The following is a 24429-nucleotide window of genomic DNA, read 5'->3' as shown; positions in this document are numbered from 1 at the left end:
GTTTGAGGGCAGCTCGAACGGTTTTAACCGCAGGACACTCATCGTTACGCAGCATTTGTCGTGCCGGTTTGACGCCGCTGGAAAGTGGCCGAAAATCAATAGGATATAAGCGCTAATGGCCAATAGGCTCCATGCAGGCTGCATGAATCGGGGCTTTGATTCATGCACTTCGCCACGGGCAAGGATCGATCAGGCGGATGGCTGCTTTTGCCGTTCATAGTGGGCGAGGATCGGTTGGGTGCTGATCCCGTGGATCAGAATGCTCAGGGCCACCACGCACAGCGTGAGGTCGGTGCACAAGGTGGCCATCGACGGAGCGAGGTCATGATTCAGGGCATAGAACAGGTAGTAGAAACTACCGATGCCGCGAATCCCGAACCACCCAATCAACAGCCGCTGCTTGCCGTCAAGCAAGGCGCCCCAGGGCGCCAGCCCGACAATCAACGGGCGGATCACGCAGAACAGCACCAGCGCAATCGGCAGCGCGCGCCAGTCCCAATGACCCACCAGCACCACCCCGAGCAACGTTACCAGGAACACCTCCATGGCCCGTTCGACCAGGCTGCCGAAAGACAGCATGTCGCCGATCATGATCCCGGCCGCCACCTGCGCTTCTTCAAGGTTCGTCACATCACCATGCACGGCGGCATCGGGCTCGACGTTCTGATGACCGACCACTGGCTGCACCAGGTGCTCGGCCGGCGTCTGCGAGTGCCCCATGGATTTGACTTCGGCCCGACGCAGCCCCAGGCCCGCTGCAAACACCGACAGGAAACCGTAACCATGCACCCATTCGGCCGCGACATACGCCAAGGCGATCAGGGCAAAGGTCAGGTAGTCGTTGGGCGACAAGGTGCTGTCGGCGTTCTTGATGCGCATGGACAACGTCAGGCGCCCGATCACCCGGCCCATGCCATAGCCGACCAGCAATCCAGCGGGCACCGCCCACAGCAGACGATTGAGCGCCCAGTCATCGAGCCAGGCGGTGGAAGCACCGCTGCCTTGCTCAATAAACAGCAAGCCCAGGATCACGAAGGGAAAGGCAATGCCATCATTGAGCCCGGCCTCGCCGGACAGGCCGAAGCGAACCGCGTCGACGTCCTTGGCGTCGTTGACCTGCACCAACGAGGCCAGTACCGGGTCGGTGGGCGCCAGAATCGCGCCGATCAGCAACGACGGCCCCCACGGCAGGTCGAAGGCGTAATGCAGCAACAGGCAGACACCGATGATGGTCAGGACCATGACCGGTCCCGCCAGCCCGAAAGCGACGCGCCATCTACGGTCCCTGAGGGGTAGACGCAGTTTTAGCCCGCAGACAAACAACGAAAAGAGCACCGCGACTTCCGTCAGGTGCTCCATCCAGAACGCAGCCTCCTTGATGTCCAGCCTGAGCCAGCCCAGCCCCGCCGGCCCGATGACCACCCCCAATGCCAGGCACACGGCCGAGGTGGTCACCGGCATCCAGCGCAGGTACGACGAGGTCAGTGCCAGCGTCAGCAGCACGGCACCCAGTACCGCGACCCAGGCAATGAAGCTCATGGTCCGGGGATCATTGAACGACGGTAGCGCGCAAATACCGCGGCGCTAATGCTTCCTTGCGAATATCCGCCCACGGAAAGTTCGGCTGAGTGAACCGTTTGACGACAGGTGCGGACATGACGATCTCCAGGTGTCGAAAGGCCCGCCGGGGAGGGCCTATGCAGTATTGAGCGTTGGCGGTATGTCCTGGTTCCATTTTACAGGCACTTCGCGCATCACAGGATCGGCTTGCCCCCGGTCACCCCGAAACGCTGGCCGGTGATGTAGCTGCCTTCATCCGAGGCCAGCAGTACGTAGATCGGCGCCACTTCCACCGGCTGGCCCGGACGGCCGAGCGGGGTGTTGGCGCCGAAGTCCTGTACCGTTTCCTCGGGCATGGTCGAGACGATCAGCGGCGTCCAGATCGGTCCCGGCGCCACGCTGTTGACCCGGATATTCTTTGGGCCGAGCATTTGCGCCAGGCCGGCGGTGAAGTTGGCGATCGCGCCCTTGGTCGTGGCGTACGCCAACAGGGTGGGGTTGGGCATGTCGGAATTGACCGAGCTGGTGTTGATGATCGAACTGCCGGGCTGCATGTGCTTGAGCGCCGCCTGGCAGATCCTGAACATGGCGGTGATGTTGACGTCGAAGGTCATTACCCATTCTTCGTCGGGTATGTCCTCGAGGTTTTCGTGGGTCATCTGGAACGCCGCGTTGTTGACCAGGATGTCGATGCGGCCGAAACGCTCGACCGTTTTCTCCACCAGGGCCCGGCAATGCACCTTGTGCGCCAGGTCACCCGGCAGCAGCAGGCATTGGCGGCCGGCCTGTTCAACCCAGCGCGCGGTTTCCTGCGCATCTTCCTGCTCATCAAGGTAGGCCACGGCCACGTCGGCGCCTTCACGGGCGAAGGCAATGGCTACCGCGCGGCCTATGCCGCTGTCGGCCCCGGTCACCAGGGCGATCTTGCCGCTCAGTCGACCCGAGCCTTTGTAGCTCTGCTCGCCACAGTCCGGGTACGGGTCCATTTTGCGCTGGGAGCCGGGGACGGGTTGATGTTGTTTGGGGAAGGGTGGTTTGGGGTAGTCGTTCATCTTCGTTCTCCGCATTCGAGGTTGGGCGGTCAAAGGGTTGACCCTGGCCTTTTGGGTGGAGTTCGGTTGGATGGCGGTCCATTGCTGCTGTGCTATTGGCTCCCCTGAGTGAACGGATAATTTAGGAGCCAGGCTTGCCGGCGAAGGCGCCCTGACATTCGATGATTGTCTTTCAGGCGTACATATCCATTCCTCCGGTTACGGCCACTTATGGTTTCGCCCTTACGGCGAGTCACTTGGAAGAGCCCCAAGTAACCAAGGGCTCTTGCCCCTGGCGTTCGGTGCCTCGCTAAGGCTCGGCATGCCCTCGCTCCGGTCCTGCTCCGTGGGCCCGCCGCGATGGGCCATCCTTGGCCCAGCGCGGCTAAACCGGCATCCATGCCGGTTTACCCACTGCGCAGAACCTCCACTCGGCCTCTCGATGGGGCAAGAAAATCAAAAGCCAGATCAAGATCAAACGCAAAAGCGAGGCGGCCTGACAGCCGACCTGATCGGCAGCCGTACGCGTTCCTCTTGTAGGAGCCAGGCTTGCCGGCGAACCAGACGCTGCGGTGTGTTTCTTGTACCGCGTTATCGTTCTTCGCCGGCAAGTCGGATCGCCGCACCGCTGGCTCCTACAGGAGATTGGGGTGTCTGGAAAAGATCAGGTCGGCTGTCAGGCCGCCTCGCTTTTGTTTTTGATCTGGGTGCCCCGTTAACCACGATGGCCGAACGCAGGCATTGCGCAGTGGGGAAACCGGCAGGACGCCGGTTTAGCCGCGCTGGGCCAGGGATGGCCCATCGCGGCGACCCACGGAGCAATGCCGGAGTGAGGGCATGCCGAGCCTAGGCGAGGCACCGAGTGGTGGGGCAAAGCCTTTTGCTTCCTTTTTGGCGTTTGAAAAAGGGAGTCGCTGTAATTGGATGGACTCGCCCGCGCCGAGGCGTCAATGCGCCACGGGGGCAGTCTAAGAAGCCACCGACAGCGAGGGCGAATCCATGAAAAAGCATACGACGGTTAAACAGTCTTTGTCTTCCAGCGATCTGTCGGCCTGCACGACAGTGGCGGTCGATCTGGCCAAGCAGGTCTTTCAGGTGGCTGGCGAAGACGCCCTTGGCCAGGTGCTTTACGAAGAACGTATCAAGTCGCGTGAAGCCTTTCACGCCTTTCTGCGCCAACTGCCGCCAAGCGTAGTAGTGCTGGTGGAAACAGGTCCAGGCGCTCAAGCATGGGCGCGCCAGCTACAGGCTCAGGGCAATCTGGCGCGGATTCTTCCGGCACAGCTGGTGGCCCAGCACCGCAGCGGCGCCAAAAATGATCGAAATGATGCACTGGCCATATTGCGTGCGGGACGGGACAGCAAAATTGCCGCGGTCCCCATCAAAAGCGCCACCGCGCTGGCCATGCAGGCCTTGCACCGGGCCCGCCAGGGTTATGTCCGTCGGCGCACAGCCATGAGTAACCAGATGCGCGGTTTGCTGATGGAGCATGGCGTTGTCCTGGCTCAGGGTGATGCGGCGATCAACCAGACCCTGCCTCGGGTGCTCGAAGACGCCACCCAACCGTTGCCGGAGATGTTGCGTGAACTGATCGACGAGCTGCTGGGCGAATGGCGCCAACTGGGCGAACGGGTCAACGTCCTGACCGGTCGCCTGGAGAAGGCCGCGAACGAGGACAAAACGGCCCGGCGGCTGATGACCGTGCGCGGGATCGGCCCGATCATCGCCACTGCGCTTTTGGCCAAGCAGACCGACCCTGAGCGCTTCGCCAATGCACGCCAGTTCGCCGCCTACTTCGGCATGGTGCCTGAGCAGAAAAGCAGTGGGCAGAAAATTCGCCTGGGCCGGATAAGCAAACGCGGCGACAGCTATGTGCGCAGCCTGATGGTTCAAGGCGCTCACGCGGTATTGAGGCATTTGCGCGCGGATTCGGAGCAGCCCGACGATCGTCGCCTGCAACGGTGGCAGGCCCGGCTGGGGCGCAAGGAAGCGGCGATACGCTTGGCGAACCGCAACCTGCGAATCATTTGGGTGCTGCTACAAAATGAGCAGACTTACCGCAGCCAACCGGCCCATGGCCGGCCAGCTGCGCCAAGTCACTGAACATAAGCGTTCTGCCACCGGGGCGCCACGGCGCTTCAGCCCCTGCTAGAAAACATTGACCCCAGGTCAGACCGTCGCGGATCGATGCCTGCGCTCTTACCGGCCTTCGAGGCCTGCATGTAATCGGCATACCGCGAGCTCAACCAATGTCGGCCAGAAGCCGCAGACAGGGCTTCCTCGAACAGGCCTTATACATAGATGCAACCGGGTAGCAGTGTTTGAAAAACAGGTGGCCAGTGGGGGCGAGTCCATACATAAGAGCGAAACCATAGGAGGCCGTTACCGCAGAAATGGATATGTACGCAGTCAACAAAAGATAGGCGGCCGTTACCGCAGCAATGGATATGTACTCCGACAACAAATAACAGGTCGGCTACCAGGCCGCCTTCGCCGACAAGCCAGCCGCTGCGCTAATATGCCCACCACCTCGAACCAGAACAGGGCACGCCTCGCGCAATGTCGGAAAAAGACACCATTTCCATTCAGCTGGTGCGTGAAGCGCTGCTGCAAAGTTGCGACCCGGGCGCGGCCACCGATGAGGTGTTGCACAAGGTCGGCATCGATCCGGCGTTGCTCGGCAGCAGCGACGCCCGTGTCCCGGCCAGTGCCTATGCGCGTCTGTGGCGCTTGTTGGCCCGGCGGGGGGATGACGAATTTTTTGGCATGGACCCGCGCAAGCTCAAATCCGGCAGCCTGGAGTTCCTCTGTCGCTGTGCCATGGTCCAGCCGAGCCTGGCGGCCGGGCTCACCAGTGGTTTGAGCTTCCTGTCGTTGATGCTCGAGCGCATGCCCGCCGAGCTGGTGCATCAGCAAAGCCTGGCGGAAATCGTGTTGCACGAAGACGACCATGAGCCGCGCCGCGCCTTTACTTACTTTACCTACTGGATGATCGTGCACGGCGTGGCCTGTTGGCTGGCCGGGCGTCGAATTCCGATCCTGGCAATCGAGCTGCGCTGTGCGCAGCCGGATTTCTGCCATGACTATCAGGTGATGTTCTCCGAGAACCTGCGCTTCGACCGACCGCGCACGCGGATGATCTTTTCCGCCGACTGCCTGGGTTTGCCGATCAAGCGCAGCGATGAAGAGTTGCGGCGCTTCCTGGCCCATGCGCCGGCCAACATCCTGGTCAAGTACCGCGATCCGCAAAGCCTGGCCAGCCGCATCAAGCAGGACCTGCGACAACTGCCCGCGGAGCTCTGGCCGGAGACCGAAGCCCTGGCGCAACGCCTGTGCATGTCGGCCTCGACCCTGCGCCGCCGTCTGGCCGAGGAAGGCCAGACATACCAGGGGCTCAAGGACAGCGTGCGCAAGGAGCTGGCAATCAGCTGGCTGGCGGAACCTGCCATCAGCTTCGCCGAAATCGCGACCCGGCTGGGGTTTGCCGATACGAGTTCGTTCTACAAGGCGTTTCGCAAATGGTCGGGGTCCAATCCCGGGCATTACCGAAGCTTGATTCTCAACGAAACCCATTGACCCGGATTTCTGGTTGTATGTGCGGGCCTCTTCGCGGGCAAGCCTCGCTCCTACGGGACGATGATCTCCTGTAGGAGCGAGGCTTGCCCGCGAAGGCGGCCGCACAGGCGCCACACCTCTCGATTCCTTGGCCAAACCAGTCAAGCAACTTGATAACTTTGACCATTGCCCGACACCCCGCGCAGAGCGAGTATTTCCCTGTTGGTTACGGTTCCCCCCACCTAACAAAAAATACAGGGACTTTGGCAATGCGCGATTACTTGTCTGCTGTTTCACAGTTCAACTACCAGCACACCGTCGATGCCGCTCTCGCAGGCAATCTGACCGCTCTCAACGCCTGCATCGAGTGTTGTGACCGGCATGCGCTGCCTGGGCGTATCGCGCTGTTCTGGGAGGGCCGTGACGGCACCAGCGCGACCTACACCTTCAAAGACCTGCAGGACAAAGCCGCGCGTTTTGCCAACTTCCTGCAGGCCTTGGGCGTGAAGAAAGGCGACAAGGTCGCCGGTCTCCTGCCACGCAATATCGAATTGCTGGTCACCGTGTTCGCCACCTGGCGCATCGGCGCGGTCTATCAACCCTTGTTTACCGCCTTCGGCCCCAAGGCCATCGAGCATCGCCTGGGCAGTTCCGGGGCCAAGGTGGTGGTCACCGACGCGGTCAATCGCGCGAAACTCGCGGAGGTCGCCGACTGCCCGACCATCGTCACTGTCGCAGGCCCCAAGGGGCAGGGAATTGTCCGCGGTGATTACAGCTTCTGGGCCGAATTGGCCAACTACGCCAATGTTTGCGAACCGGTGCTGCTGACCGGCGAAGACCCGTTCCTGCTGATGTTCACCTCGGGCACCACCGGTCCTTCGAAAGCACTGTCCGTGCCGCTCAAGGCCATCGTCGCCTTCCAGGGCTACACCCGTGACGCGGTGGATCTGCGCCCCGAAGATGCCTTCTGGAACCTGGCCGACCCGGGCTGGGCCTACGGCATCTATTTTGGCGTCACAGGTCCCTTGGCCCTGGGGCACCCGATCACCTTCTACGATGGCCCGTTTACCCTGGAAAGCACCTGCCGGGTGATCAACAAGTACGGGATTACCAACCTCACCGGTTCACCGACGGCGTATCGCCTGTTGATCGCCGGTGGCGAAGAATTCGCCAGGTCGATCAAAGGCAAGCTGCGCATTGTCAGCAGTGCTGGCGAGCCGCTTAACCCGGAAGTGATCCGCTGGTTCGCCGATAATCTGCAGGTGGTCATCCATGACCATTACGGCCAGACCGAGCTGGGTATGGTGCTGTGCAACCACCACGGCCTGGAGCACCCGATCCATATGGGCGCCGCCGGTTTTGCCTCGCCCGGCCACCGCATCGTGGTGCTGGACGACGACTACCAGGAACTGGGCGTCGGCCAACCGGGCATTCTGGCCATCGACCGCAGCCAGTCGCCGATGTGCTGGTTCGCCGGTTACCAAGGCGTACCGACCAAGGCCTTCGTCGGCAATTATTACTTGAGCGGCGACACGGTCGAGTGGAACCCGGACGGCAGCATCAGCTTCGTCGGCCGTAGCGACGACGTGATCACCACCTCCGGCTACCGCGTCGGTCCGTTCGATGTGGAAAGTGCGTTGATCGAGCACCCGGCGGTGGTCGAAGCCGCCGTGGTCGGCAAGCCCGATCCGGAACGCACCGAGCTGGTCAAGGCGTTCGTCGTGATCTGCTCGCAATACCGCGCCACGCCGGAGCTGGTCGAAGAGTTGCGCCAATACGTGCGCAAGCGCCTGGCGGCTCACTCGTATCCCCGCGAAATCGAATTTGTCAGCGAGTTGCCGAAAACCCCAAGCGGCAAATTGCAGCGCTTTATCTTGCGCAACCAGGAAATCGCCAAGGCTCAAGAGGCCGCCGCGAAGAACGTTCCAGCTTGAAAAGGAAACAATGATGCAGATCGAAAACAAGGTTTTTCTCGTCACCGGCGGTGCTTCCGGGCTGGGTGCGGCAACCGCTGAAATGCTGGTCGCGGCCGGTGCCAAGGTGATGCTGGTGGACATGAACACCGAAGCCGTCGCGGCCCAGGCCCAGCGCCTGGGCGCGCAAAGCGTGGTGGCGGACATCAGCGACGAAGCAGCCGCCGAGGCCGCGGTACAGGCCACGGTCAAGGCCTTTGGCGGTCTCAACGGCCTGGTCAACTGTGCCGGCATCGTGCGTGGCGAAAAGATCCTCGGCAAGAACGGTCCGCACGCCCTGGCCAGCTTCAGCCAGGTGATCAACGTCAACCTGATCGGCAGCTTCAACATGCTGCGCCTGGCGTCGGCGGCGATTGCCGAGACCGAAGCGGACGCCGATGGCGAACGCGGCGTGATCATCAACACCGCCTCTGCGGCGGCCTATGACGGCCAAATCGGCCAAGCGGCCTATGCAGCGTCGAAAGGCGCCATCGTCAGCCTGACCTTGCCTGTCGCCCGTGAACTGGCGCGTTTCGGCATCCGCGTAATGACCATCGCCCCAGGCATTTTCGAAACGCCGATGATGGCCGGCATGACCCAGGAAGTTCGCGATTCCCTGGCCGCCGGCGTACCGTTCCCGCCGCGCCTGGGCAAACCTGCCGAGTACGCGTCCCTGGTTCGGCATATCATTGAAAACAGCATGCTCAATGGCGAGGTGATCCGTCTCGACGGTGCCTTGCGCATGGCGGCCAAATAAGGAGGATTTGTCATGACTATTGCCAACGATCCGATTGTTATCGTCAGCGCCGTCCGCACCCCGATGGGCGGTTTCCAGGGCGAACTGAAAAGCCTCACCGCGCCGCAACTCGGCGCCGCCGCGATCAAGGCCGCGGTTGAGCGTGCCGGTGTTGCAAGCGATGCCGTCGACGAAGTGCTGTTCGGCTGCGTCCTGCCTGCCGGCCAGGGCCAGGCGCCCGCGCGTCAGGCGGCGCTGGGTGCCGGGCTGGATAAGTCGACCCGTTGCACCACCCTCAACAAGATGTGCGGCTCGGGCATGGAAGCGGCCATCCTGGCCCACGACATGCTGCTGGCCGGCAGCGCCGAGGTGGTCGTCGCCGGTGGCATGGAAAGCATGTCCAACGCGCCGTACCTGCTGGACCGCGCCCGCAGTGGTTATCGCATGGGGCATGGCCGGGTGCTCGATTCGATGTTCCTCGACGGATTGGAAGACGCCTACGACAAGGGGCGCCTGATGGGCACCTTCGCCGAAGACTGCGCCGAAACCCACGGCTTCAGCCGTGAGGCCCAGGATGCGTTTGCGGTGGCCTCGACCACCCGTGCACAGCAGGCGATCAAGGACGGCAGCTTCAAGGACGAGATCGTGCCGTTGACTGTCACCGTCGGCAAGGAGCAGGTGACGATCAGCAACGACGAGCAGCCACCGAAAGCCCGGCTGGACAAGATCGCCTCGCTGAAGCCTGCGTTTCGCGATGGCGGTACCGTAACGGCGGCCAACTCCAGCTCGATCTCCGACGGCGCGGCCGCACTGGTGCTGATGCGTCGTTCCGAAGCCGACAAGCGTGGCCTCAAGCCGCTGGCGGTGATCCATGGTCATGCGGCCTTCGCCGATACCCCGGGCCTGTTCCCGGTGGCGCCGATTGGCGCGATCAAGAAGCTGATGAAGAAGACCGGCTGGTCGCTGGATCAGGTCGATTTGGTCGAAGTCAACGAAGCCTTCGCCGTGGTCGGCATGGCGGCGATGACCCAGCTGGAAATCCCCCACGAGAAGCTCAACGTGCACGGCGGCGCTTGCGCCCTGGGCCACCCGATCGGTGCGTCTGGCGCGCGGATTGTCGTGACCCTGCTCTCGGCCCTGCGCCAGAAAGGCCTGAAGCGTGGCGTGGCGGCGATCTGCATCGGTGGCGGCGAAGCGACGGCCATGGCCGTGGAATGCCTCTATTAAAAGGTGAACGCCAATCCCTGTGGGAGCGGGCTTGCCCGCGATGACGGACTGCCAATCAACAAATGTGTTGGATGTGACGGCCTCATCGCGGGCAAGCCCGCTCCCACAGGTTCAGTGTTTCAAGCAGGTAATGTGAACGACGGCTGAAATTTTTAAGGATTCACCATGATCCCCAATGACGAACAACAGCAGATACGTGACGCGGCCCGGGACTTTGCCCAGGAACGGCTGAAACCGTTCGCCGCCGAGTGGGACCGTGAACACCGTTTCCCCAAGGAAGCCATCGCCGAGATGGGCGAACTGGGCTTCTTCGGCATGCTGGTGCCGGAGCAGTGGGGCGGTTGCGATACCGGTTACCTGGCCTACGCCATGGCCCTGGAAGAAATCGCCGCGGGCGACGGTGCCTGCTCGACCATCATGAGCGTGCACAACTCGGTAGGTTGCGTGCCGATCCTCAACTACGGCAACGATGACCAGAAAGAGCGCTTTCTCAAGCCCCTGGCCAGCGGCGCGATGCTCGGTGCTTTTGCCCTGACCGAACCCCAGGCCGGCTCCGACGCCAGCGGCCTGAAAACCCGTGCGCGCCTGGAAGGCGATCACTACGTGCTCAACGGCTGCAAACAGTTCATCACCTCCGGGCAGAACGCCGGGGTGGTGATCGTGTTCGCCGTGACCGACCCGGCTGCCGGCAAGCGCGGCATCACGGCATTCATCGTGCCCACCGATTCGCCAGGCTATAAAGTCGCCCGGGTCGAGGACAAGCTCGGCCAGCACGCCTCGGACACCTGCCAGATTCTCTTTGAAGACGTGAAAGTGCCAGTCGCCAACCGCCTGGGCGAAGAAGGCGAAGGCTACCGGATCGCCCTGGCCAACCTCGAAGGCGGGCGCGTTGGCATCGCCTCACAATCAGTGGGCATGGCCCGCGCCGCGTTCGAAGCGGCGCGCGACTATGCCCGTGAACGCGAGAGCTTTGGCAAGCCGATCATCGAACACCAGGCCGTGGCATTTCGCCTGGCGGACATGGCGACCCAGATCGCCGTGGCGCGGCAGATGGTGCATTACGCGGCGGCGCTGCGGGACAGCGGCAAGCCGGCGCTGGTGGAAGCGTCGATGGCCAAGCTGTTCGCTTCCGAAATGGCCGAGAAGGTATGCTCCTCGGCGCTGCAAACCCTGGGCGGTTACGGTTACTTGAACGACTTCCCTCTGGAGCGGATCTACCGCGACGTGCGGGTCTGCCAGATCTACGAAGGCACCAGCGATATTCAACGCATGGTCATTTCACGCAATCTTTGAAAAGGAAACCACTTGTGAGCTACGAAACGATTTTGCTGGAAACCCATGGCCGGGTCGGCCTGATTACCCTTAACCGCCCGCAGGCGCTGAACGCGTTGAATGCGCGGATCGTCAGCGAACTGAACCAGGCCCTCGACGGCTTCGAGGCCGACTCAAACATCGGCTGCATCGTCCTGACCGGTTCGAAAAAGGCCTTTGCCGCCGGTGCCGACATCAAGGAAATGGCCGAGCTGACCTATCCGCAGATCTATATCGACGACCTGTTCAGCGACAGCGACCGCGTGGCCAACCGCCGCAAGCCGATCATTGCCGCCGTCAACGGTTTCGCCCTGGGGGGCGGCTGTGAGCTGGCGCTGATGTGCGATTTCATCCTGGCCGGCGATAACGCCAAATTCGGCCAGCCGGAAATCAACCTCGGCGTGTTGCCGGGCATGGGCGGCACCCAGCGCCTGACCCGCGCCGTGGGCAAGGCCAAGGCCATGGAAATGTGCCTGAGCGGGCGTTTGATCGACGCCGTGGAAGCGGAGCGTTGCGGCATCGTGGCGCGCATCGTGCCAAGCGATGAACTGCTGGATGAAGCGCTGAAAGTGGCGGCATTGATCGCTAAAAAGTCGCTACCGATTGCGATGATGGTCAAGGAAAGCGTCAACCGCGCCTTTGAAGTGAGCCTGTCCGAAGGCGTGCGCTTTGAGCGCCGGGTGTTCCATGCGGCGTTTGCGACGCAGGATCAGAAGGAAGGGATGGCGGCGTTTATTGCCAAGCGTGAGCCTGAGTTCCAAGGCAAGTAATATAGCGTTTTCGCTGACGTCTTCGCGGGCAAGCCTCGCTCCTACAGGGAATATGCATTCCCCTGTAGGAGCGAGGCTTGCCCGCGAAGCTTTTAAGGCCTCACACCAGATAGTTCTTCAGTTCCCGGGCAATCACCATCCGCTGAATCTCGCTCGACCCTTCATAGATCTGCGTAATCCGCGCATCCCGGTAATACTTCTCGACCGGGTAATCTTCCAGATAGCCATACCCGCCATGAATCTGAATCGCTGAGGAGCAGACTTTCTCGGCCATTTCCGAAGCAAACAGCTTGGCTTGCGAAGCCTCCGACAGACACGGCTTGCCAGCCGTGCGCAGGCGTGCCGCGTGCAGGATCATCAGCCGTGCGGCATTCAGTTGCATGTGCATGTCGGCCAGCAGGTTGGCGATGCTCTGGTGTTCATTGATCGTTTTGCCAAACTGCACGCGCTCGCGCGAATAGGTCAGCGCCGCTTCGAACGCCGCGCGGGCAATGCCCAGTGCCTGGGCGGCGATACCGATGCGACCGCCTTCGAGGTTGGACAGGGCAATGGCCAGGCCCTTGCCGCGTTCACCCAGCAGGTTGGCTTCTGGAATGCTGCAGTTGTTCAGGGTGACCGCGCAGGTATCGGAGGCGCGGATACCCATTTTGTGCTCGGTGCGGTCGACGATGAAGCCCGGGGTATCGGTGGGCACCAGAAACGCGGAAATGCCGCGCTTGCCCAGGTCCGGGTCGGTCACGGCAAACACGATGGCCAGCTTGGCCCGCTTGCCGTTGCTGACAAACTGCTTCGCGCCGTTGATCACCCACTGGCCATCGCGCAATTCGGCGCGGGTGCGCAGGTTGTGCGCCTCGGAACCGGCTTGTGGTTCGGTCAGGCAGAAGCAACCGATGACTTGGCCGCTGGCCAGGTCCGCCAGCCAGGTTTGTTTCTGTTCTTCGCTGCCGTAGTTGAGCACCGGCCCGCAGCCCACCGAGTTGTGGATGCTCATGAATGCGCCGGTGGCGCCGTCGCCGGCAGAGATTTCTTCCACCGCCAGGGCATAGGCAACGTAATCGACATAGGTGCCGCCCCATTCCTCGGGAACCACCATGCCCAGCAGGCCCAGCTCACCCATCTTCGCCACCAGGGCGTCGTCGATCCAGCCGGCTTTTTCCCAGGCCTGGGCGTGGGGCGCGATTTCGCCACGGGCAAAGTCCCGGGCCATGTCGCGGATCATGACTTGTTCTTCTGTCAATTCGAGATCGTGCATGGCTTAGCTCCCGCTCTCATCGAAACCGTTGAAGAAACTTGCTACGTGCTCGGCGTCCAGCGCCTGCAGGGTAGGCGGGTTCCAGCGCGGATTCTTGTCTTTGTCGATCAGCAAGGCGCGCACGCCCTCGATCAGGTCGCCGCGCTCGAACCACTGGCGGTCCAGGTGCAGCTCAAGGGCGAAGCACTGTTCAAGGCCCAGCTGCCGACCGCGGCGGAGCATTTCCAGGGTCACGCCCATGGCCAAAGGTGAGCGGGTCTGCAGCAGGTCGGCGGTGGTCGTGGCCCACTCATGGCTGTCGGCGACCGTTACTTCACGCAGTTGCTCCACAATACTCGGCACATCGGGCAAGGCGAAGAAGTGGTCGATAGCCGGGCGCAAGGCGGCCAGCGGCGCATCGGGCAACTGTTGCACTCCGAGTTTCGCCAGCAGGCCCTGAAGGTCCTTCAGTGGCGTGTCATTCCACTGCAGTTGATCGAGTCTTTCATCCAGTGTGGCCAGCTTGCTGCTGTCCAGGTACCAATCGGCCAGACCGCAGTACAGCGCATCGGCCGCGCGGATCTGCACGCCGCTGACGCCCAGGTAAATCCCCAGTTCCCCGGGGATGCGCGGCAGGAAGTAGCTGCCGCCAACGTCGGGGAAATAACCGATGCCGACTTCAGGCATCGCCAGTCGACTTTTTTCGGTGACCACCCGCAGGTCGGCGCCTTGTACCAGGCCCATGCCGCCGCCCAGCACGAAGCCGTCCATCAAGGCCAGCACCGGTTTGCGGTAATGGTGAATCGCGAGGTCGAGGGCGTATTCCTCGACGAAGAAATCTTCGTGCAGGGTGTCGCCGCTCTTGAAGCTGTCGTACAGCGAGCGAATGTCGCCACCGGCACAGAAGGCTTTTTCCCCGGCACCGCGCAGCACCACCGCATGCACCTGCTCATCCTGTGCCCAGGCGTCGAGCTGACGCTGCAGGTCGCGCACCATGTCCAGGGTGATGGCGTTGAGGCCGGCGGGGCGGTTGAGGGTCAGGTGACCGATGTGGTTGCGAACCTCGGCCAGCACTTCGTTCTGTGTGGCATCCATGGACGAAGTCCCCTTCGATAAAACCTGAGCAGTCATCACTAACTCCCTGCTTTTATTGTTCTTTATAGACAAGCTCGCGCGCGAGCGATGCAGGATCGTAACAGTGCAAATTTGCCGTTTACAAGGCGAAATGATGCAGGTCGTATCTGCATTTATGCATGGGCGGACAAAAGCCGGGGCGAGCTGTCCCGGCTTTATGGACCCCTCAACGATGCAAGTGCTCTTGCAGGACTTGTGTGCACAAGAGCAGCGCCTGTTTTGCCGGATCGTAGCGAGCCGGATAGTTGACGAACCCGTGGGGCATGTCGGTGTACTCCTTGTGTTGCACCAGGACATCAGCCTTCTTGAGTTGACGCGCGTATTGCCGTCCCTCGTCCCGCAATACATCAAGTCCTGAGGTGATGACCAACGCCGGTGGCAAGCCTCGCAGGGTTTTAGCGTAAACAGGTGAGAGTCTCGGGTCCGCACGGGACATGCCCTCCGGTATGTAATGTTCGATGTACCACTCGAGCATTTCACCGGTCAGCCCAGGTCCTTTGGCGAACTCGTCATGGGAGGGATTGTTCGCCAGGCAATCGAGCAAAGGATAGAGCAGCAGTTGAAACGCCAGCCGTGGCGAACCCCGTGCGAGGGCCCACTGGCTGACGACAGCTGCCAGCCCGCCCCCGGAACCGCCGCCCGCCACGGCCATTCGCGAAGGAAGCAACCCCAGGCCCGGGCCTTCGTCAATAATCCATTGCGTGGCGGCACAGCAATCTTCCACTGCCGCAGGGAATCGGTGTTCCGGAGGACGGGCATAGTCCACGGCCACCACGGCGCAACCTGCCCACTCACACATGTGCCGGCAAAAGCCGTCGTGGGTATCCAGATCCCCGGTGACCCATCCACCCCCGTGGAAAAACATCAGTACGGGGTAGGGGCCCGGGCCGGCAGGCGTGTAGAGCCGTAGAGGCAGTGCTCGTCCCTGATTTTCCATGATCAGGTCGCGAACCCTGACAACCATCAACTCGCGCAGTGCAGTCCTGACGTCTTCCACCTCAGGTCTCGGGTCCCGCCGCGAGGCCGTCATTGATCGAGCTCGCAGGCCGTGGCCTCGGTGGTGATTTCGACCACATATTCCTTACTGATCAAGTCGCTGACCGCCAGGCACATCAATGTCGGCGGGTGCCCCTTGAAAAACTTCTTGTGCGCCTTGGCGATGTCCGGCCAGAACTTCATGCTGGTGGTGTAGATGCGGATACCGATGATGCTTCGCCGGTCGACGCCAAGCTGTTTGATGGAGTCTTCGATGATCTCCAGGCAACGCAGGGTCTGCTTATAGGCATTACCCGGTTTGAAGGGTTTGCCTTTTTCATCAAACGCCACGGTGCCGCCCATCAAAATCCGCTCGCCGACGCGTATTGCCCGGCAGTATCCGGCAATTTTTTCCCATGGGGCTTGCGAAAAAACACGTTGGATTTTCATTGTGCCGCTCCTTTGCCCAGATCGATGGGCAGTGATTTCAATCCCCGAAACTGCAGGTTGTTGGTTCGCCATATCGCCGGTTGTTGCTCAATCAGGCGCAACGCCGGAAATCGCTTGAATAACGAGGTGAACACCACTTCCGCTTCCAGGCGGAATAACGCGGTGCCCATGCAGAAGTGCTCACCGCGGCCGAATGCCAGGTGATCGTTGGGCTTGCGCTGGATGTCGAAGTGATCAGGGTGTTCGAACTTCGCCGGGTCACGGTTGGCGGCGGCGCGCATCAGGTAGACCAGCTGGCCTTGTTTCATCGTGACACCGTCGATTTCCACATCTTCCTTGAGCACGCGATGGCTGAATGACCCGGCGGAATCGAAGCGCAGCATCTCCTCGATGGCCGGTTTGACCAGACTCAGGTCGGCTATCAAGGCCTGGTGCTGCTGCGGATGCTCAAGCAAATGCAGCAAGCCGATGCACAACTGATCGGCGCTGGTGGTGTAACCCGCCACGAGGATGAAGACGATCTGCGCCAATACGTCTTCGTTGCTCGATGTGCTGTCCTTGCCGACCTCCAGTACCCGGCTGACCAGATCGTCCTGCGGCTGTTGGCGGCGCTGTTCGATGACGTCGGCGAAATACGCGTACATTTCCTCCACACCCTGGAGCGCTTGCGCCGGTCCATAGTCGGGGTCGAGGCTGCCGACCAGGAATATCAGGATGTCATCGGTCCAGCGTCGCAGCTTCAACGCGTCCTCGCGCGCGATGCCGTAGAGCTTGGCCAGGATCAGCGCCGGTACGCGGTTGAAGAGGTTTGCCATCAGATCGGTTTGCTGTTCGAGGCAAGACAGCTCCTCGTCGCTGATGACCTCGATGGTGTGCCTCAAGGTCTCGATGGCGCGGGGCGTAAAGGCCCGGCTCAACAGGTGGCGGCTGGCCTTGTGTTCATCACCGTCCCGGGAGTACATCCAGTCCGAGGCGAGCTTGACGAACCCTGCCAGTTGCGCCCGTTTTTCCTCGGGCACCTGGGCATCGACCAACTGCTGAATGCGGTTCGAGGAGTAGCGCCTGGCATCGCCTTGCGCGGCGAAGACATCGCTGTAGCGAGTCAGGAACCAGGCCTTGAAGTGTGGGCACCAATAGACCGGATGGTGCTCACGCAGGTAATGGTAAGCCGGGTAGGGGTCGCAGACCGTTTGGCGACGGGTGAAGTCGAGCAGCAATTGCGTATCCATGATCACTGCTCCCCGAACAGCGCAGCAGTGAACTGGCGGATGTAATCCGGCTTGTCGATGGGGGCGCTGACCAGTTCGCACGGCGGTCTCAGCAAGGCCGCCAGCATGGCCAGTTGAGCTTCGCTGGCGTGACTGTCCAGCTCGTTGCTGTTGGCGACGAATCCTCCTTCGCTTAATTGCCTCTGAAACACCTCGATCAGGTCATGCAACGTTTGCGGCGACACCAGTTGATTGCTCTCGACTTCCGCGATAATCAGGTCGAGGGCGCGCGCGTAGGTCAGAGCGACGGCTTGTCGGTGGGAGACTTCACCCGGATTTGCACAGTGTTCGACAATTTTCTTCTCGATGCGCTGGGCAACGTTGGCGGTAGGGCGTGAAGCAAAACGCGGCCGGGTGATCGCATCCCTGGCCACCTGGTAGGCCATGACACTGTTGTCCCCTGCAAACGTGACGCTGATCTCGCAGTCCATGCGCAACGTGACGATCTGGTTGTAATGGTGAAAACCCTGGGAACCGCAGATTTCCCGGCACATGCCCATGACATCCAGCGCCATCCAGGTACCGACGCTTTTGGCTACGGCGGCGAGGATGTGCAGTTCCTTGCGCTTGTGCCGCTGATCCCAGTGCGCTTCGAATTTCGATACGATGGCCTGTTCCAACAGCTTCAGGGCCAGCGCCTTGAGTTGTTCGGTGTATAGCCGTTGGCGAATCAACGGTTTACCCAACAGCGGTACGTGCGTATTGCCGGCCTGGACCTGGCGATGGCCGGCGAAACGGTAGGCCAGGTGGGCGCACAGGCCAGCGCCGCTGCTCGCAGCGGCCAGGAGCAACAAACGTTCCTGGATGAACGTCTCCATGGCGCAGGTCAGGCGTTCGCTTCTGGGCACATCGCTGCTGAAGTTGCCGTCCTTGAAGTATGCGTGCCGTTGCATCAACGCATCGAGCGACAGTTTCATCTGCTCGAAACGTATGCCGGCCACCTGGTTGGCGTGGATTCCTCCCTTGGGATCGCAGGCCATGACCTTGACGCCGGGAAACAACGGGCCATTCTCCTGCTCGCGGATCGGCACCCGAAACCAGTGCAACCCTTCGTCCTCGCCGTCGACGATCAAACGCGCCAGCACCATGACCACTTGCGCTGCGTGCAAGGCATTGCCGATCCAGAACTTGCAGGCGGCCGGGGACGGCGTATGCAGGATCAGACACTGGCCTTGCCGGTCGAAGGTGACGCGGGTTTGCAGGTTGCGCACATCCGAGCCGCTGCTGATCTCGGTACAGCCAAAGGCATACACCGCGCCCATCTCGATCACTTCCTGGCGGTAGCACGCCACTTGCAGTGCGCTTGCCTGGGCGAACAGGGCGTTGCCGGCGATCATGTGGTCGACGATCGACGAGAACAGCGCATAGTCGTAGGCGCCGATCAACCCCGTGCATTCATACATCTGGCGAAAGTCTGACTGACGTGCCTGGCCCAGCCACATGTCATTGGTGATCAGGCCATCGCGCACAATCGTGCGCATGCGCTCGATGGTCAGGTCCATGTAATTGCGCAGCGGCAGCTGGTGCCGTTTCCCGGGGTCGAACAGCGGGGTGCCCAGCCGTTCCAGGAGTGAGGTGCTCATCGGATGTTCCTCTCGTAGATTTCGAAAAAACAGTTTCGAAACCACCAGAGTCAGAGAGCTGGCGGAACTTGAAGCACGCGAAATCACGGGCCTTGGCAGCCGGGGCTATTTTTCTTGCCCACGGCTGGTTACGCGAGGGAGTCGCGGTGTTTCACAAGGAGGCGCGGTTCTGTCAAAGCGCAAAGCCAGCATCGCCACCCAACAACGTTGAGTATTTCTCCATAGCCAGACTTCCTGTGTCATCGCTACTGGACTTTTACGGCGAGCCAGACTTCGTAGTGAAAGGCAGACAACTCTGTGCGGTACGTTTTTCACTGTAGTCGCTGAACCATTCAGGGCAAGGTGCAACATCGACCACTAGTCGGACGTCGTGCGGGACAACACCTCACCAATACTGCGTCGCCTGGCCTGCAGCTCAGTGGCATGGATCAGCTGTTCAAGGTCTTCGGGGGTGACGTCAATGAAGGCCTCCATCTGCGCCAGGGCCAGTTTCAGGTCCTGGGCGGTGATCGCCTGGCTGTCGACGGGAGGGTGGTCGGCGGGCACTACGGCCACCGGTTCGCTGGCGCGTTTCGGGTAACGGATGCGCGTGAGATTGTTGTAGGCCAGGGCACTGAACAGCATGGTCAGTGCTGCGAGCATCACCGGGCCCAGGGCTTTCCAGTCCATGGCAATGGTCGCGGGGTCGGCCAGGACCAACAGCAATGCCAGCGCTCCGGCCGGCGGGTGCAGGCAACGCAGCCAGCACATCAGGATCAGCGCCATGCCCGCCGCCAGGCAAGCACTGCCCAGGGTCCGTCCGAGCACGTGAGCCACCAATAGGGCTACCACTGCGGCGCTCAAATAACCGCCGAGTATCGACCAGGGTTGCGCGAGCGCGCCGGACGACACGGCAAACAGCAGTACCGCCGAGGCACCCAGCGGACCGACCAGGTGCTGCGCCACTTGCATGCCGAATACCTGAGCGCACAGCCAGACGCTGAACATCGTTCCCAGCGCCATGCCGATGGCGGCGCGACTCCATTCCGAGGGGCGGGTATTGATAGCGGCGGGCAACCAGCGAGCAAGCATGATGAACATCGTTCCATTAAAAACCGGGGAAAAAAAAGGGCCTTGCCTGGGAAACCCGGAAAGCCCTTGAAGGTGTTCCAACTGTTGGGGGAGGAACGGTGACAGTGTGCCGTGCCTTCCCGATGCTGACAAATTCATATTAATGAAGCTTCAGTTCATTATTTCTGATGTATCGCCACGCGCCGGCCACTCATGAAACACAGGAAACCGCCCATGGCCGTCAGCGCGCTCAAGGCATAGAACATGGTCGGCGCCGGGGTGTGCATCAACAGGAAGCCACAGATCACCGGGCTCAATGCGCCACCGAGGGCGGCCAGGTTTTGCGCGCCGTAGTAGCTGCCGCGCAGTTCTTCCGGGGCCAGGGTGTCGACGAAGAGGAATTCGGCCGGGTAGATGATCATTTCGCCGAGGGTGAAGATGAACATCGCCACGCACCAGCCCACCAGGCTGTCGGCCAGGCTGAAACCGATCAGCCCGACAATGAACAGGCTGGTGCCGCCTGCGATCCAGTAACGCAGTTGCTCGCGGTTGAGGAAGCGGCCGATCTGGTATTGCAGCAGGATCACGCTGATCGCATTGCAGGCGAGCAGGGCCGCCATGGTTTCCAGGGCGCGTTTGGAATCTTCGGTGACCAGCAGGTATTGCGACAGGTACAGGGTGAAGCGCCCGTGCACCACGGTGCTGAGCAGACAGCCGCAGGTGAACATGATCAGCGTGCGGTCGTTTTTCAGGGTGACCAGGGTCTTGAGGAAGCTCTGCGGTTGGCTGATTGTCGGTGTCTGCGCTGAGTCCCTGGGGATACCCAGCATCAGGAAGATGCTGAAGAACGCGATGCCCCCGGCGATCAGGAACGGCGCGATCGGATAGACCCCGGCGATCACCACGCCGAGCATGGGGCCGGTGGCGTAGCCGATGTTGGTCAGGGTGTAGCGCAGGGAAAATGCCTTGGCACGTTGGCCCATGGGCAGGTTTTCGCTGAGGATCGCCTTGGAGCCGATGAGGAACAAGGCCGAGGCAGTTTCGGTGATCACCAGGGTCAGGGTGGTCAGGTAGAGGTTTTCGGCAAAGGTCAGCAGCACGAAGCCGATGGCGCTGGAGAGCATCGCCAGGATCAGCAACCGGCGTTTTTCCAGGCGGTCGATGATGTAGCCGCCGTACAGGGCGAGCAGGGTGGCGATGAATACCGCGATGCCCAGCAGCAAGCCGACGTCCTGCTGGTTGAGGCCCAGTTTGTTGCTCAGGAACAGGGTGAGCAGCGGGCTGGTGATGGCGCGGCTGACGACGATGGTCAGCGACACGATCATCAGCCGGCGAATAACGAGCGAGTAAGTGGCCACGGTAGTGCAAATGTCCTTATTCAGATGTTGAAGTGTTCGCCGATATACCGAGTCGCGGCCAATCGCCAGCAGGCTGGCTCCCACAATTCAAATGCGATCAACTGTGGGAGCCAGCCTGCTGGCGATGAGGCCGGTACAAGCAACGACATAATCAAACCAGCCACCGCTCAATCGTGCGCACCGATTCCAGCGCTTCCAGCCGCCACAACTGCCCCAGCAATTCCTCAGCCTGCCCCCGCGGCATCACCCGCTCTGCCAAACTGAAAAACTTCTCCTCCAGCGCCGCATCACTCAACGGATTACCCGGCGCCCCCAAGGGCGGATCGACGCACAGGCTCGCCTGCCGACCGTCCACGGTCCGCACGCTCACCACGGGTTCGCCATCCTCGGACAGTTGCCGGTCCACTTCAAGGCGAATGCGCGACATCCACGGGGCAATGCGCGGATCGCATCGCAAGTCATCGTCGTAGGCCTGCAGACGGCAATGACCGTGCACCAGCCGCGCCGCCAACGCATAGGGCAGGCTCATTTGCGCCGCCGCCAGGCTCGCGACGTCATGGCCGCCGCACATGTCCTTTAGAAAACCGCACAACGACACCTGTATGTCTTCAACCTGATCGACTTGCACATCGAGTTGCTCGAGCAACAGGCTCAGGGCGTCGATGGCCGAATGCGTACCCCGGCAAGAGGCGTAGGGCTTGATCGAGCAACGGGCGAGTTTCCACACGACGCCCAGCCCGGCATCCAGCGCCTCGGGGTTGGAAGTGGGGGCGGCGAGGGTCTTGAGAAATCCACCCCAGACATCCTCAAACAGCCGGGTCGGCCCGCTGATGCCTTGCCGGGCGAAGCGCGCCGCGAGCAAACCACCTTCGGCGGCTCGGCCGCTGTGCAGTTTCTTGCTTTGCGAACCATCGTGGATGAAGGCCCACAAGCCGCCGCTGAAACTGCCGGCGATGCCCAGGGCCGACAAAGTCTGCCCGGCGTCCAGGCGCAGGATCCGCGCGCAGGCCGCCGCCGCGCCGAACACTCCGCAGGTCGCCGTGGAATGCCAGCCGGCGCCGTTATGGGCCGAGTAACCGCCGCAGGCTTCGAGCACCCGGCGTCCGACTTCGTAGCCGATCACCACGGCGGTGATGAACTCGCGTCCCGTCACCGGTTGATCGGACAGCGACACCGCGGCCATCACCGCCGGTATCACCACCGCGCCGGAATGATCGCAGCCGCCGGTGTCGTCCAGTTCCAGGGCGTGGGCGGCGATGCCATTGAGCATTGCTGCCTGTGCCGCGCCGACCCGTTGCTGGGTGCCCCAGATCAAGCAACTGCCAGCTTCGCCTTGGTAAACCTCGCGCGCCGTTCGCGCCACATCGCTCCCGGCCCCGGCCAGTGTCGCGCCGAAGGTATCGAGGATGTGTCGCTTGGCTTGCTCGACCAGCGCCGGTGGCAGGTCTTCGAATCGTGTATCGGTGCAAAACTGCGCCAGTCGCTGCAGGCGTCCGCTCATGACAGGTAATCCCGATAATGCCGTTCGAACACGCACGCCGGATGATCCTCGGGCACGGGTGCGGCGGTTTGCGCCCACCACCGGGCGACTTCGGCGCCGGTGGCGATCCACACGTCATCGTGCTGCAAAATCCCTTCGAGCAATTCGCGCAACAGACCTATACGCCCGGGTGTGGCAATGATTTCCGGGTGCAGGCGCAGCACGTAGCACAAGCCAAAACGGTGGAAGCCGGCGAAGTCCATTTGCAGGTTGCCCAGGGTGTGGCTGTAGGAAGCGATCCGTGATTGCGCCGGCGGCACGGCCGGGCTGAGGTTGAACGCGAAGTAGGGTTCGTCCTCCAGTTCGTAGTGCAACGGCAACTCGATCACCTGCGCGGCTGTCGGGTGCGCGAACGGTAGATCATCGCCGCGCCATGACGACGACCATTCAATGCCCTGATCCTGCAAGGCCTCGATGAATCCCGGCGCGGCGTTGCCGGCGGGAATGCGAAAGCCGCTGGGGCGCTGGCCGGTCAGCGCCGTCAACGCGGCGCAACCCTTGGCCACCTCGGCGCTTTGCGCGCTGAGGTCGAGCGTGTCGTAGTTCTGGTGGCGATACCCGGCGCAGGCAATTTCATGCCCGCCGGCAGTGATTGCTCGAATGTGGCCGGGGTTCTCTTCGGCGACGATGCCGGGGACGAACCAACTGCTGCAGACACCGAGCTCCTTAAACAGGCCGAGCAAACGTTCCACGCCGCGCTGGGTGCCGTAGCGCCAGACCGACAGGGTCTTGTCGCGTCCGGCCACTTCCGGGGCCTGGGTGAGGATGCCGTGGATGTCGTTGTAATCGACGGTCAGCACCACGGCGCAGCGATAGCCTTTGGGCCAGACGGTGGACTCAGCCATGGTGATGCTCCTTGAGCCACCAGCGGGCGACGTCACGGCAGGTGGTGAACCAGACGTCGTCGCGTTGGCGCATGTGTTCGAAGAGTTTTTCCAGCAACAGGATGCGCCCCGGTTTGCCGGTGATCTTGGGGTGGAACAGGGTGGTCAGGCACAAGCCTTCGTTCATGGCGCCGTCGTATTCGCGGCACCAGTTGTCCAGGGTCAGCGCGTAGCTGGCGGTGCGGTCCAGCCCGGACGGGAAGTCCGGGGCCCGGGTGTAGGCGATGGAGGCGTAGTCGTCCATTTCCCAGCGCCCGGGGATTTCTACCAGCGGCGTGGCATGGCCCGACACGTTGACCAGGTACGGCCGGTCATCGCCGCGCATGCTGCTGGAGTAGCTCACGCCTGCCTCTACCAGCATGGCCGGGGTTTCGGCGCGCCAGTCGCCAGAGGGCGTGCGGAAGCCTTCGGCGCGGATGTTCAAATGCTTCCAGAACACTTCGCGGGAAAGCTTCATGACGTCCTTTTGCTGTTCCAGCGTCAGGGCGTAGAAGGATTCGTGTTTGTAGCCGTGATAAGCCACCTCATGCCCGCGCTCGACAATCGCCTGGCACTGTTTAGGCCAGTTCTCCACGACCCAGGCCGGGACGAAGAACGTCGTCGGGATGCGGAACTCATCGAGCAAATCGAGAATCCGCGGCAATGCCCGGTAGGGGCCGTAACCGCCGAATCCGAAGTACTCGGGCTTGCGCCAGATCGAACCGTTGAGCATGGCATCGCCGGTCGGGCCGTCGAGGTCGAAGGCCAGGGCCAGGCAGGCCTTGTGCTGGTCGGGCCAGGTGGGTTGGGGTGAGGAGGACATCAGTGGTGCTCC

Annotated in this window: 20 protein-coding genes; 7 read left to right on the top strand and 13 right to left on the bottom strand. The window is 61.8% G+C overall.

Annotation, left to right across the window (positions count from 1 at the left end; all coding sequences use genetic code 11):
- Window positions 1–189 precede the first annotated feature (189 nt).
- Window positions 190–1539 (bottom strand): cation:proton antiporter, encoded by a 1350-nt coding sequence (locus OH720_RS17300; protein WP_272602172.1) that lies wholly within the window; start codon window positions 1537–1539, stop codon window positions 190–192.
- Window positions 1540–1754: 215 nt separating this feature from the next.
- Window positions 1755–2612 (bottom strand): SDR family oxidoreductase, encoded by an 858-nt coding sequence (locus OH720_RS17295; protein ID WP_272602171.1) that lies wholly within the window; start codon window positions 2610–2612, stop codon window positions 1755–1757.
- Window positions 2613–3635: 1023 nt separating this feature from the next.
- Here OH720_RS17295 and OH720_RS17290 point away from each other — a divergent pair.
- The 7 genes from OH720_RS17290 (at window position 3636) to OH720_RS17260 (ending at window position 12142) form a co-directional block, all read left to right on the top strand.
- Window positions 3636–4694 (top strand): IS110 family transposase, encoded by a 1059-nt coding sequence (locus tag OH720_RS17290; RefSeq protein ID WP_272606470.1) that lies wholly within the window; start codon window positions 3636–3638, stop codon window positions 4692–4694.
- Window positions 4695–5150: 456 nt separating this feature from the next.
- A complete protein-coding gene (locus OH720_RS17285; protein ID WP_272602170.1) occupies window positions 5151–6167 on the top strand; it encodes an AraC family transcriptional regulator in 1017 nt (338 codons plus the stop codon).
- A 248-nt stretch (window positions 6168–6415) separates the two neighbouring features.
- Window positions 6416–8080: an AMP-binding protein gene (locus tag OH720_RS17280; protein WP_272602169.1), complete on the top strand. Its 1665-nt coding sequence runs from the start codon at window positions 6416–6418 to the stop codon at window positions 8078–8080.
- 13 nt (window positions 8081–8093) lie between these two features.
- On the top strand, window positions 8094–8855 hold the full coding sequence (locus OH720_RS17275) for an SDR family NAD(P)-dependent oxidoreductase (RefSeq protein WP_272606469.1): 762 nt from the start codon (window positions 8094–8096) through the stop codon (window positions 8853–8855).
- Between the two features lie 12 nt (window positions 8856–8867).
- Entirely contained in the window at window positions 8868–10061 is a 1194-nt protein-coding gene (locus tag OH720_RS17270) for an acetyl-CoA C-acyltransferase (protein ID WP_272602168.1), read from the top strand.
- A 165-nt stretch (window positions 10062–10226) separates the two neighbouring features.
- Window positions 10227–11354, top strand: a complete 1128-nt coding sequence (locus tag OH720_RS17265) for an acyl-CoA dehydrogenase (RefSeq protein ID WP_272602167.1) — start codon at window positions 10227–10229, stop codon at window positions 11352–11354.
- A gap of 14 nt (window positions 11355–11368) precedes the next feature.
- Window positions 11369–12142 carry an enoyl-CoA hydratase gene (locus OH720_RS17260; protein WP_272602166.1) on the top strand — a complete coding sequence of 258 codons (774 nt, stop codon included), beginning with the start codon at window positions 11369–11371 and terminating at the stop codon, window positions 12140–12142.
- Between the two features lie 100 nt (window positions 12143–12242).
- On the opposite strand, the gene OH720_RS17255 is transcribed toward OH720_RS17260, so the two are convergent.
- The 11 genes from OH720_RS17255 to OH720_RS17205 form a co-directional block, all read right to left on the bottom strand.
- Window positions 12243–13394, bottom strand: a complete 1152-nt coding sequence (locus OH720_RS17255; RefSeq protein WP_272602165.1) for an acyl-CoA dehydrogenase family protein — start codon at window positions 13392–13394, stop codon at window positions 12243–12245.
- Between the two features lie 3 nt (window positions 13395–13397).
- On the bottom strand, window positions 13398–14504 hold the full coding sequence (locus OH720_RS17250; RefSeq protein ID WP_272602164.1) for an enoyl-CoA hydratase/isomerase family protein: 1107 nt from the start codon (window positions 14502–14504) through the stop codon (window positions 13398–13400).
- 169 nt (window positions 14505–14673) lie between these two features.
- Entirely contained in the window at window positions 14674–15537 is an 864-nt protein-coding gene (locus OH720_RS17245; RefSeq protein ID WP_272602163.1) for an alpha/beta hydrolase, read from the bottom strand.
- Window positions 15534–15932, bottom strand: coding sequence for a Rid family hydrolase (locus OH720_RS17240; RefSeq protein ID WP_272602162.1), 399 nt, complete (start codon window positions 15930–15932; stop codon window positions 15534–15536). Before OH720_RS17240 ends, OH720_RS17245 begins: the two co-directional genes overlap by 4 nt.
- A complete protein-coding gene (locus OH720_RS17235) occupies window positions 15929–17161 on the bottom strand; it encodes a cytochrome P450 (RefSeq protein WP_272602161.1) in 1233 nt (410 codons plus the stop codon). The genes OH720_RS17240 and OH720_RS17235 overlap by 4 nt, the downstream gene beginning before the upstream one ends.
- A 2-nt stretch (window positions 17162–17163) precedes the next feature.
- Entirely contained in the window at window positions 17164–18783 is a 1620-nt protein-coding gene (locus tag OH720_RS17230; protein ID WP_272602160.1) for an acyl-CoA dehydrogenase family protein, read from the bottom strand.
- A gap of 357 nt (window positions 18784–19140) precedes the next feature.
- On the bottom strand, window positions 19141–19854 hold the full coding sequence (locus OH720_RS17225; RefSeq protein WP_272602159.1) for an HPP family protein: 714 nt from the start codon (window positions 19852–19854) through the stop codon (window positions 19141–19143).
- Between the two features lie 158 nt (window positions 19855–20012).
- A complete protein-coding gene (locus OH720_RS17220) occupies window positions 20013–21191 on the bottom strand; it encodes an MFS transporter (RefSeq protein ID WP_272602158.1) in 1179 nt (392 codons plus the stop codon).
- A 151-nt stretch (window positions 21192–21342) separates the two neighbouring features.
- The gene (locus OH720_RS17215) at window positions 21343–22692 is read right to left on the bottom strand and encodes an MmgE/PrpD family protein (protein ID WP_272602157.1); all 1350 of its coding nucleotides are present in this window, start codon (window positions 22690–22692) and stop codon (window positions 21343–21345) included.
- Window positions 22689–23576: a polysaccharide deacetylase family protein gene (locus OH720_RS17210; protein ID WP_272602156.1), complete on the bottom strand. Its 888-nt coding sequence runs from the start codon at window positions 23574–23576 to the stop codon at window positions 22689–22691. The genes OH720_RS17215 and OH720_RS17210 overlap by 4 nt, the downstream gene beginning before the upstream one ends.
- Window positions 23569–24417, bottom strand: a complete 849-nt coding sequence (locus tag OH720_RS17205; RefSeq protein ID WP_272602155.1) for a polysaccharide deacetylase family protein — start codon at window positions 24415–24417, stop codon at window positions 23569–23571. The genes OH720_RS17210 and OH720_RS17205 overlap by 8 nt, the downstream gene beginning before the upstream one ends.
- Between the last annotated feature and the right edge of the window lie 12 nt (window positions 24418–24429).

Origin of the sequence: Pseudomonas sp. WJP1 (assembly GCF_028471945.1) — a bacterium.
In the GTDB taxonomy this organism is placed as follows: Bacteria; Pseudomonadota; Gammaproteobacteria; order Pseudomonadales; family Pseudomonadaceae; genus Aquipseudomonas.
Note: the sequence above shows the minus strand (reverse complement) of the source record. Positions and strands in the feature narration are given on the sequence as shown.

Bases quoted from the DNA above. Each gene is read 5' to 3' on its own strand.
- OH720_RS17295 (WP_272602171.1), bottom strand. From the start codon at position 2,612: ATGAACGACTACCCCAAACCACCCTTCCCCAAACAACATCAACCCGTC.
- OH720_RS17215 (WP_272602157.1), bottom strand. From the start codon at position 22,692: ATGAGCGGACGCCTGCAGCGACTGGCGCAGTTTTGCACCGATACACGA.
- OH720_RS17280 (WP_272602169.1), top strand. From the start codon at position 6,416: ATGCGCGATTACTTGTCTGCTGTTTCACAGTTCAACTACCAGCACACC.
- OH720_RS17230 (WP_272602160.1), bottom strand. From the start codon at position 18,783: ATGAGCACCTCACTCCTGGAACGGCTGGGCACCCCGCTGTTCGACCCC.
- OH720_RS17240 (WP_272602162.1), bottom strand. From the start codon at position 15,932: ATGAAAATCCAACGTGTTTTTTCGCAAGCCCCATGGGAAAAAATTGCC.
- OH720_RS17210 (WP_272602156.1), bottom strand. From the start codon at position 23,576: ATGGCTGAGTCCACCGTCTGGCCCAAAGGCTATCGCTGCGCCGTGGTG.
- OH720_RS17300 (WP_272602172.1), bottom strand. From the start codon at position 1,539: ATGAGCTTCATTGCCTGGGTCGCGGTACTGGGTGCCGTGCTGCTGACG.
- OH720_RS17270 (WP_272602168.1), top strand. From the start codon at position 8,868: ATGACTATTGCCAACGATCCGATTGTTATCGTCAGCGCCGTCCGCACC.
- OH720_RS17205 (WP_272602155.1), bottom strand. From the start codon at position 24,417: ATGTCCTCCTCACCCCAACCCACCTGGCCCGACCAGCACAAGGCCTGC.
- OH720_RS17265 (WP_272602167.1), top strand. From the start codon at position 10,227: ATGATCCCCAATGACGAACAACAGCAGATACGTGACGCGGCCCGGGAC.
- OH720_RS17225 (WP_272602159.1), bottom strand. From the start codon at position 19,854: ATGCTTGCTCGCTGGTTGCCCGCCGCTATCAATACCCGCCCCTCGGAA.
- OH720_RS17275 (WP_272606469.1), top strand. From the start codon at position 8,094: ATGCAGATCGAAAACAAGGTTTTTCTCGTCACCGGCGGTGCTTCCGGG.
- OH720_RS17250 (WP_272602164.1), bottom strand. From the start codon at position 14,504: ATGACTGCTCAGGTTTTATCGAAGGGGACTTCGTCCATGGATGCCACA.
- OH720_RS17245 (WP_272602163.1), bottom strand. From the start codon at position 15,537: ATGACGGCCTCGCGGCGGGACCCGAGACCTGAGGTGGAAGACGTCAGG.
- OH720_RS17285 (WP_272602170.1), top strand. From the start codon at position 5,151: ATGTCGGAAAAAGACACCATTTCCATTCAGCTGGTGCGTGAAGCGCTG.
- OH720_RS17235 (WP_272602161.1), bottom strand. From the start codon at position 17,161: ATGGATACGCAATTGCTGCTCGACTTCACCCGTCGCCAAACGGTCTGC.
- OH720_RS17255 (WP_272602165.1), bottom strand. From the start codon at position 13,394: ATGCACGATCTCGAATTGACAGAAGAACAAGTCATGATCCGCGACATG.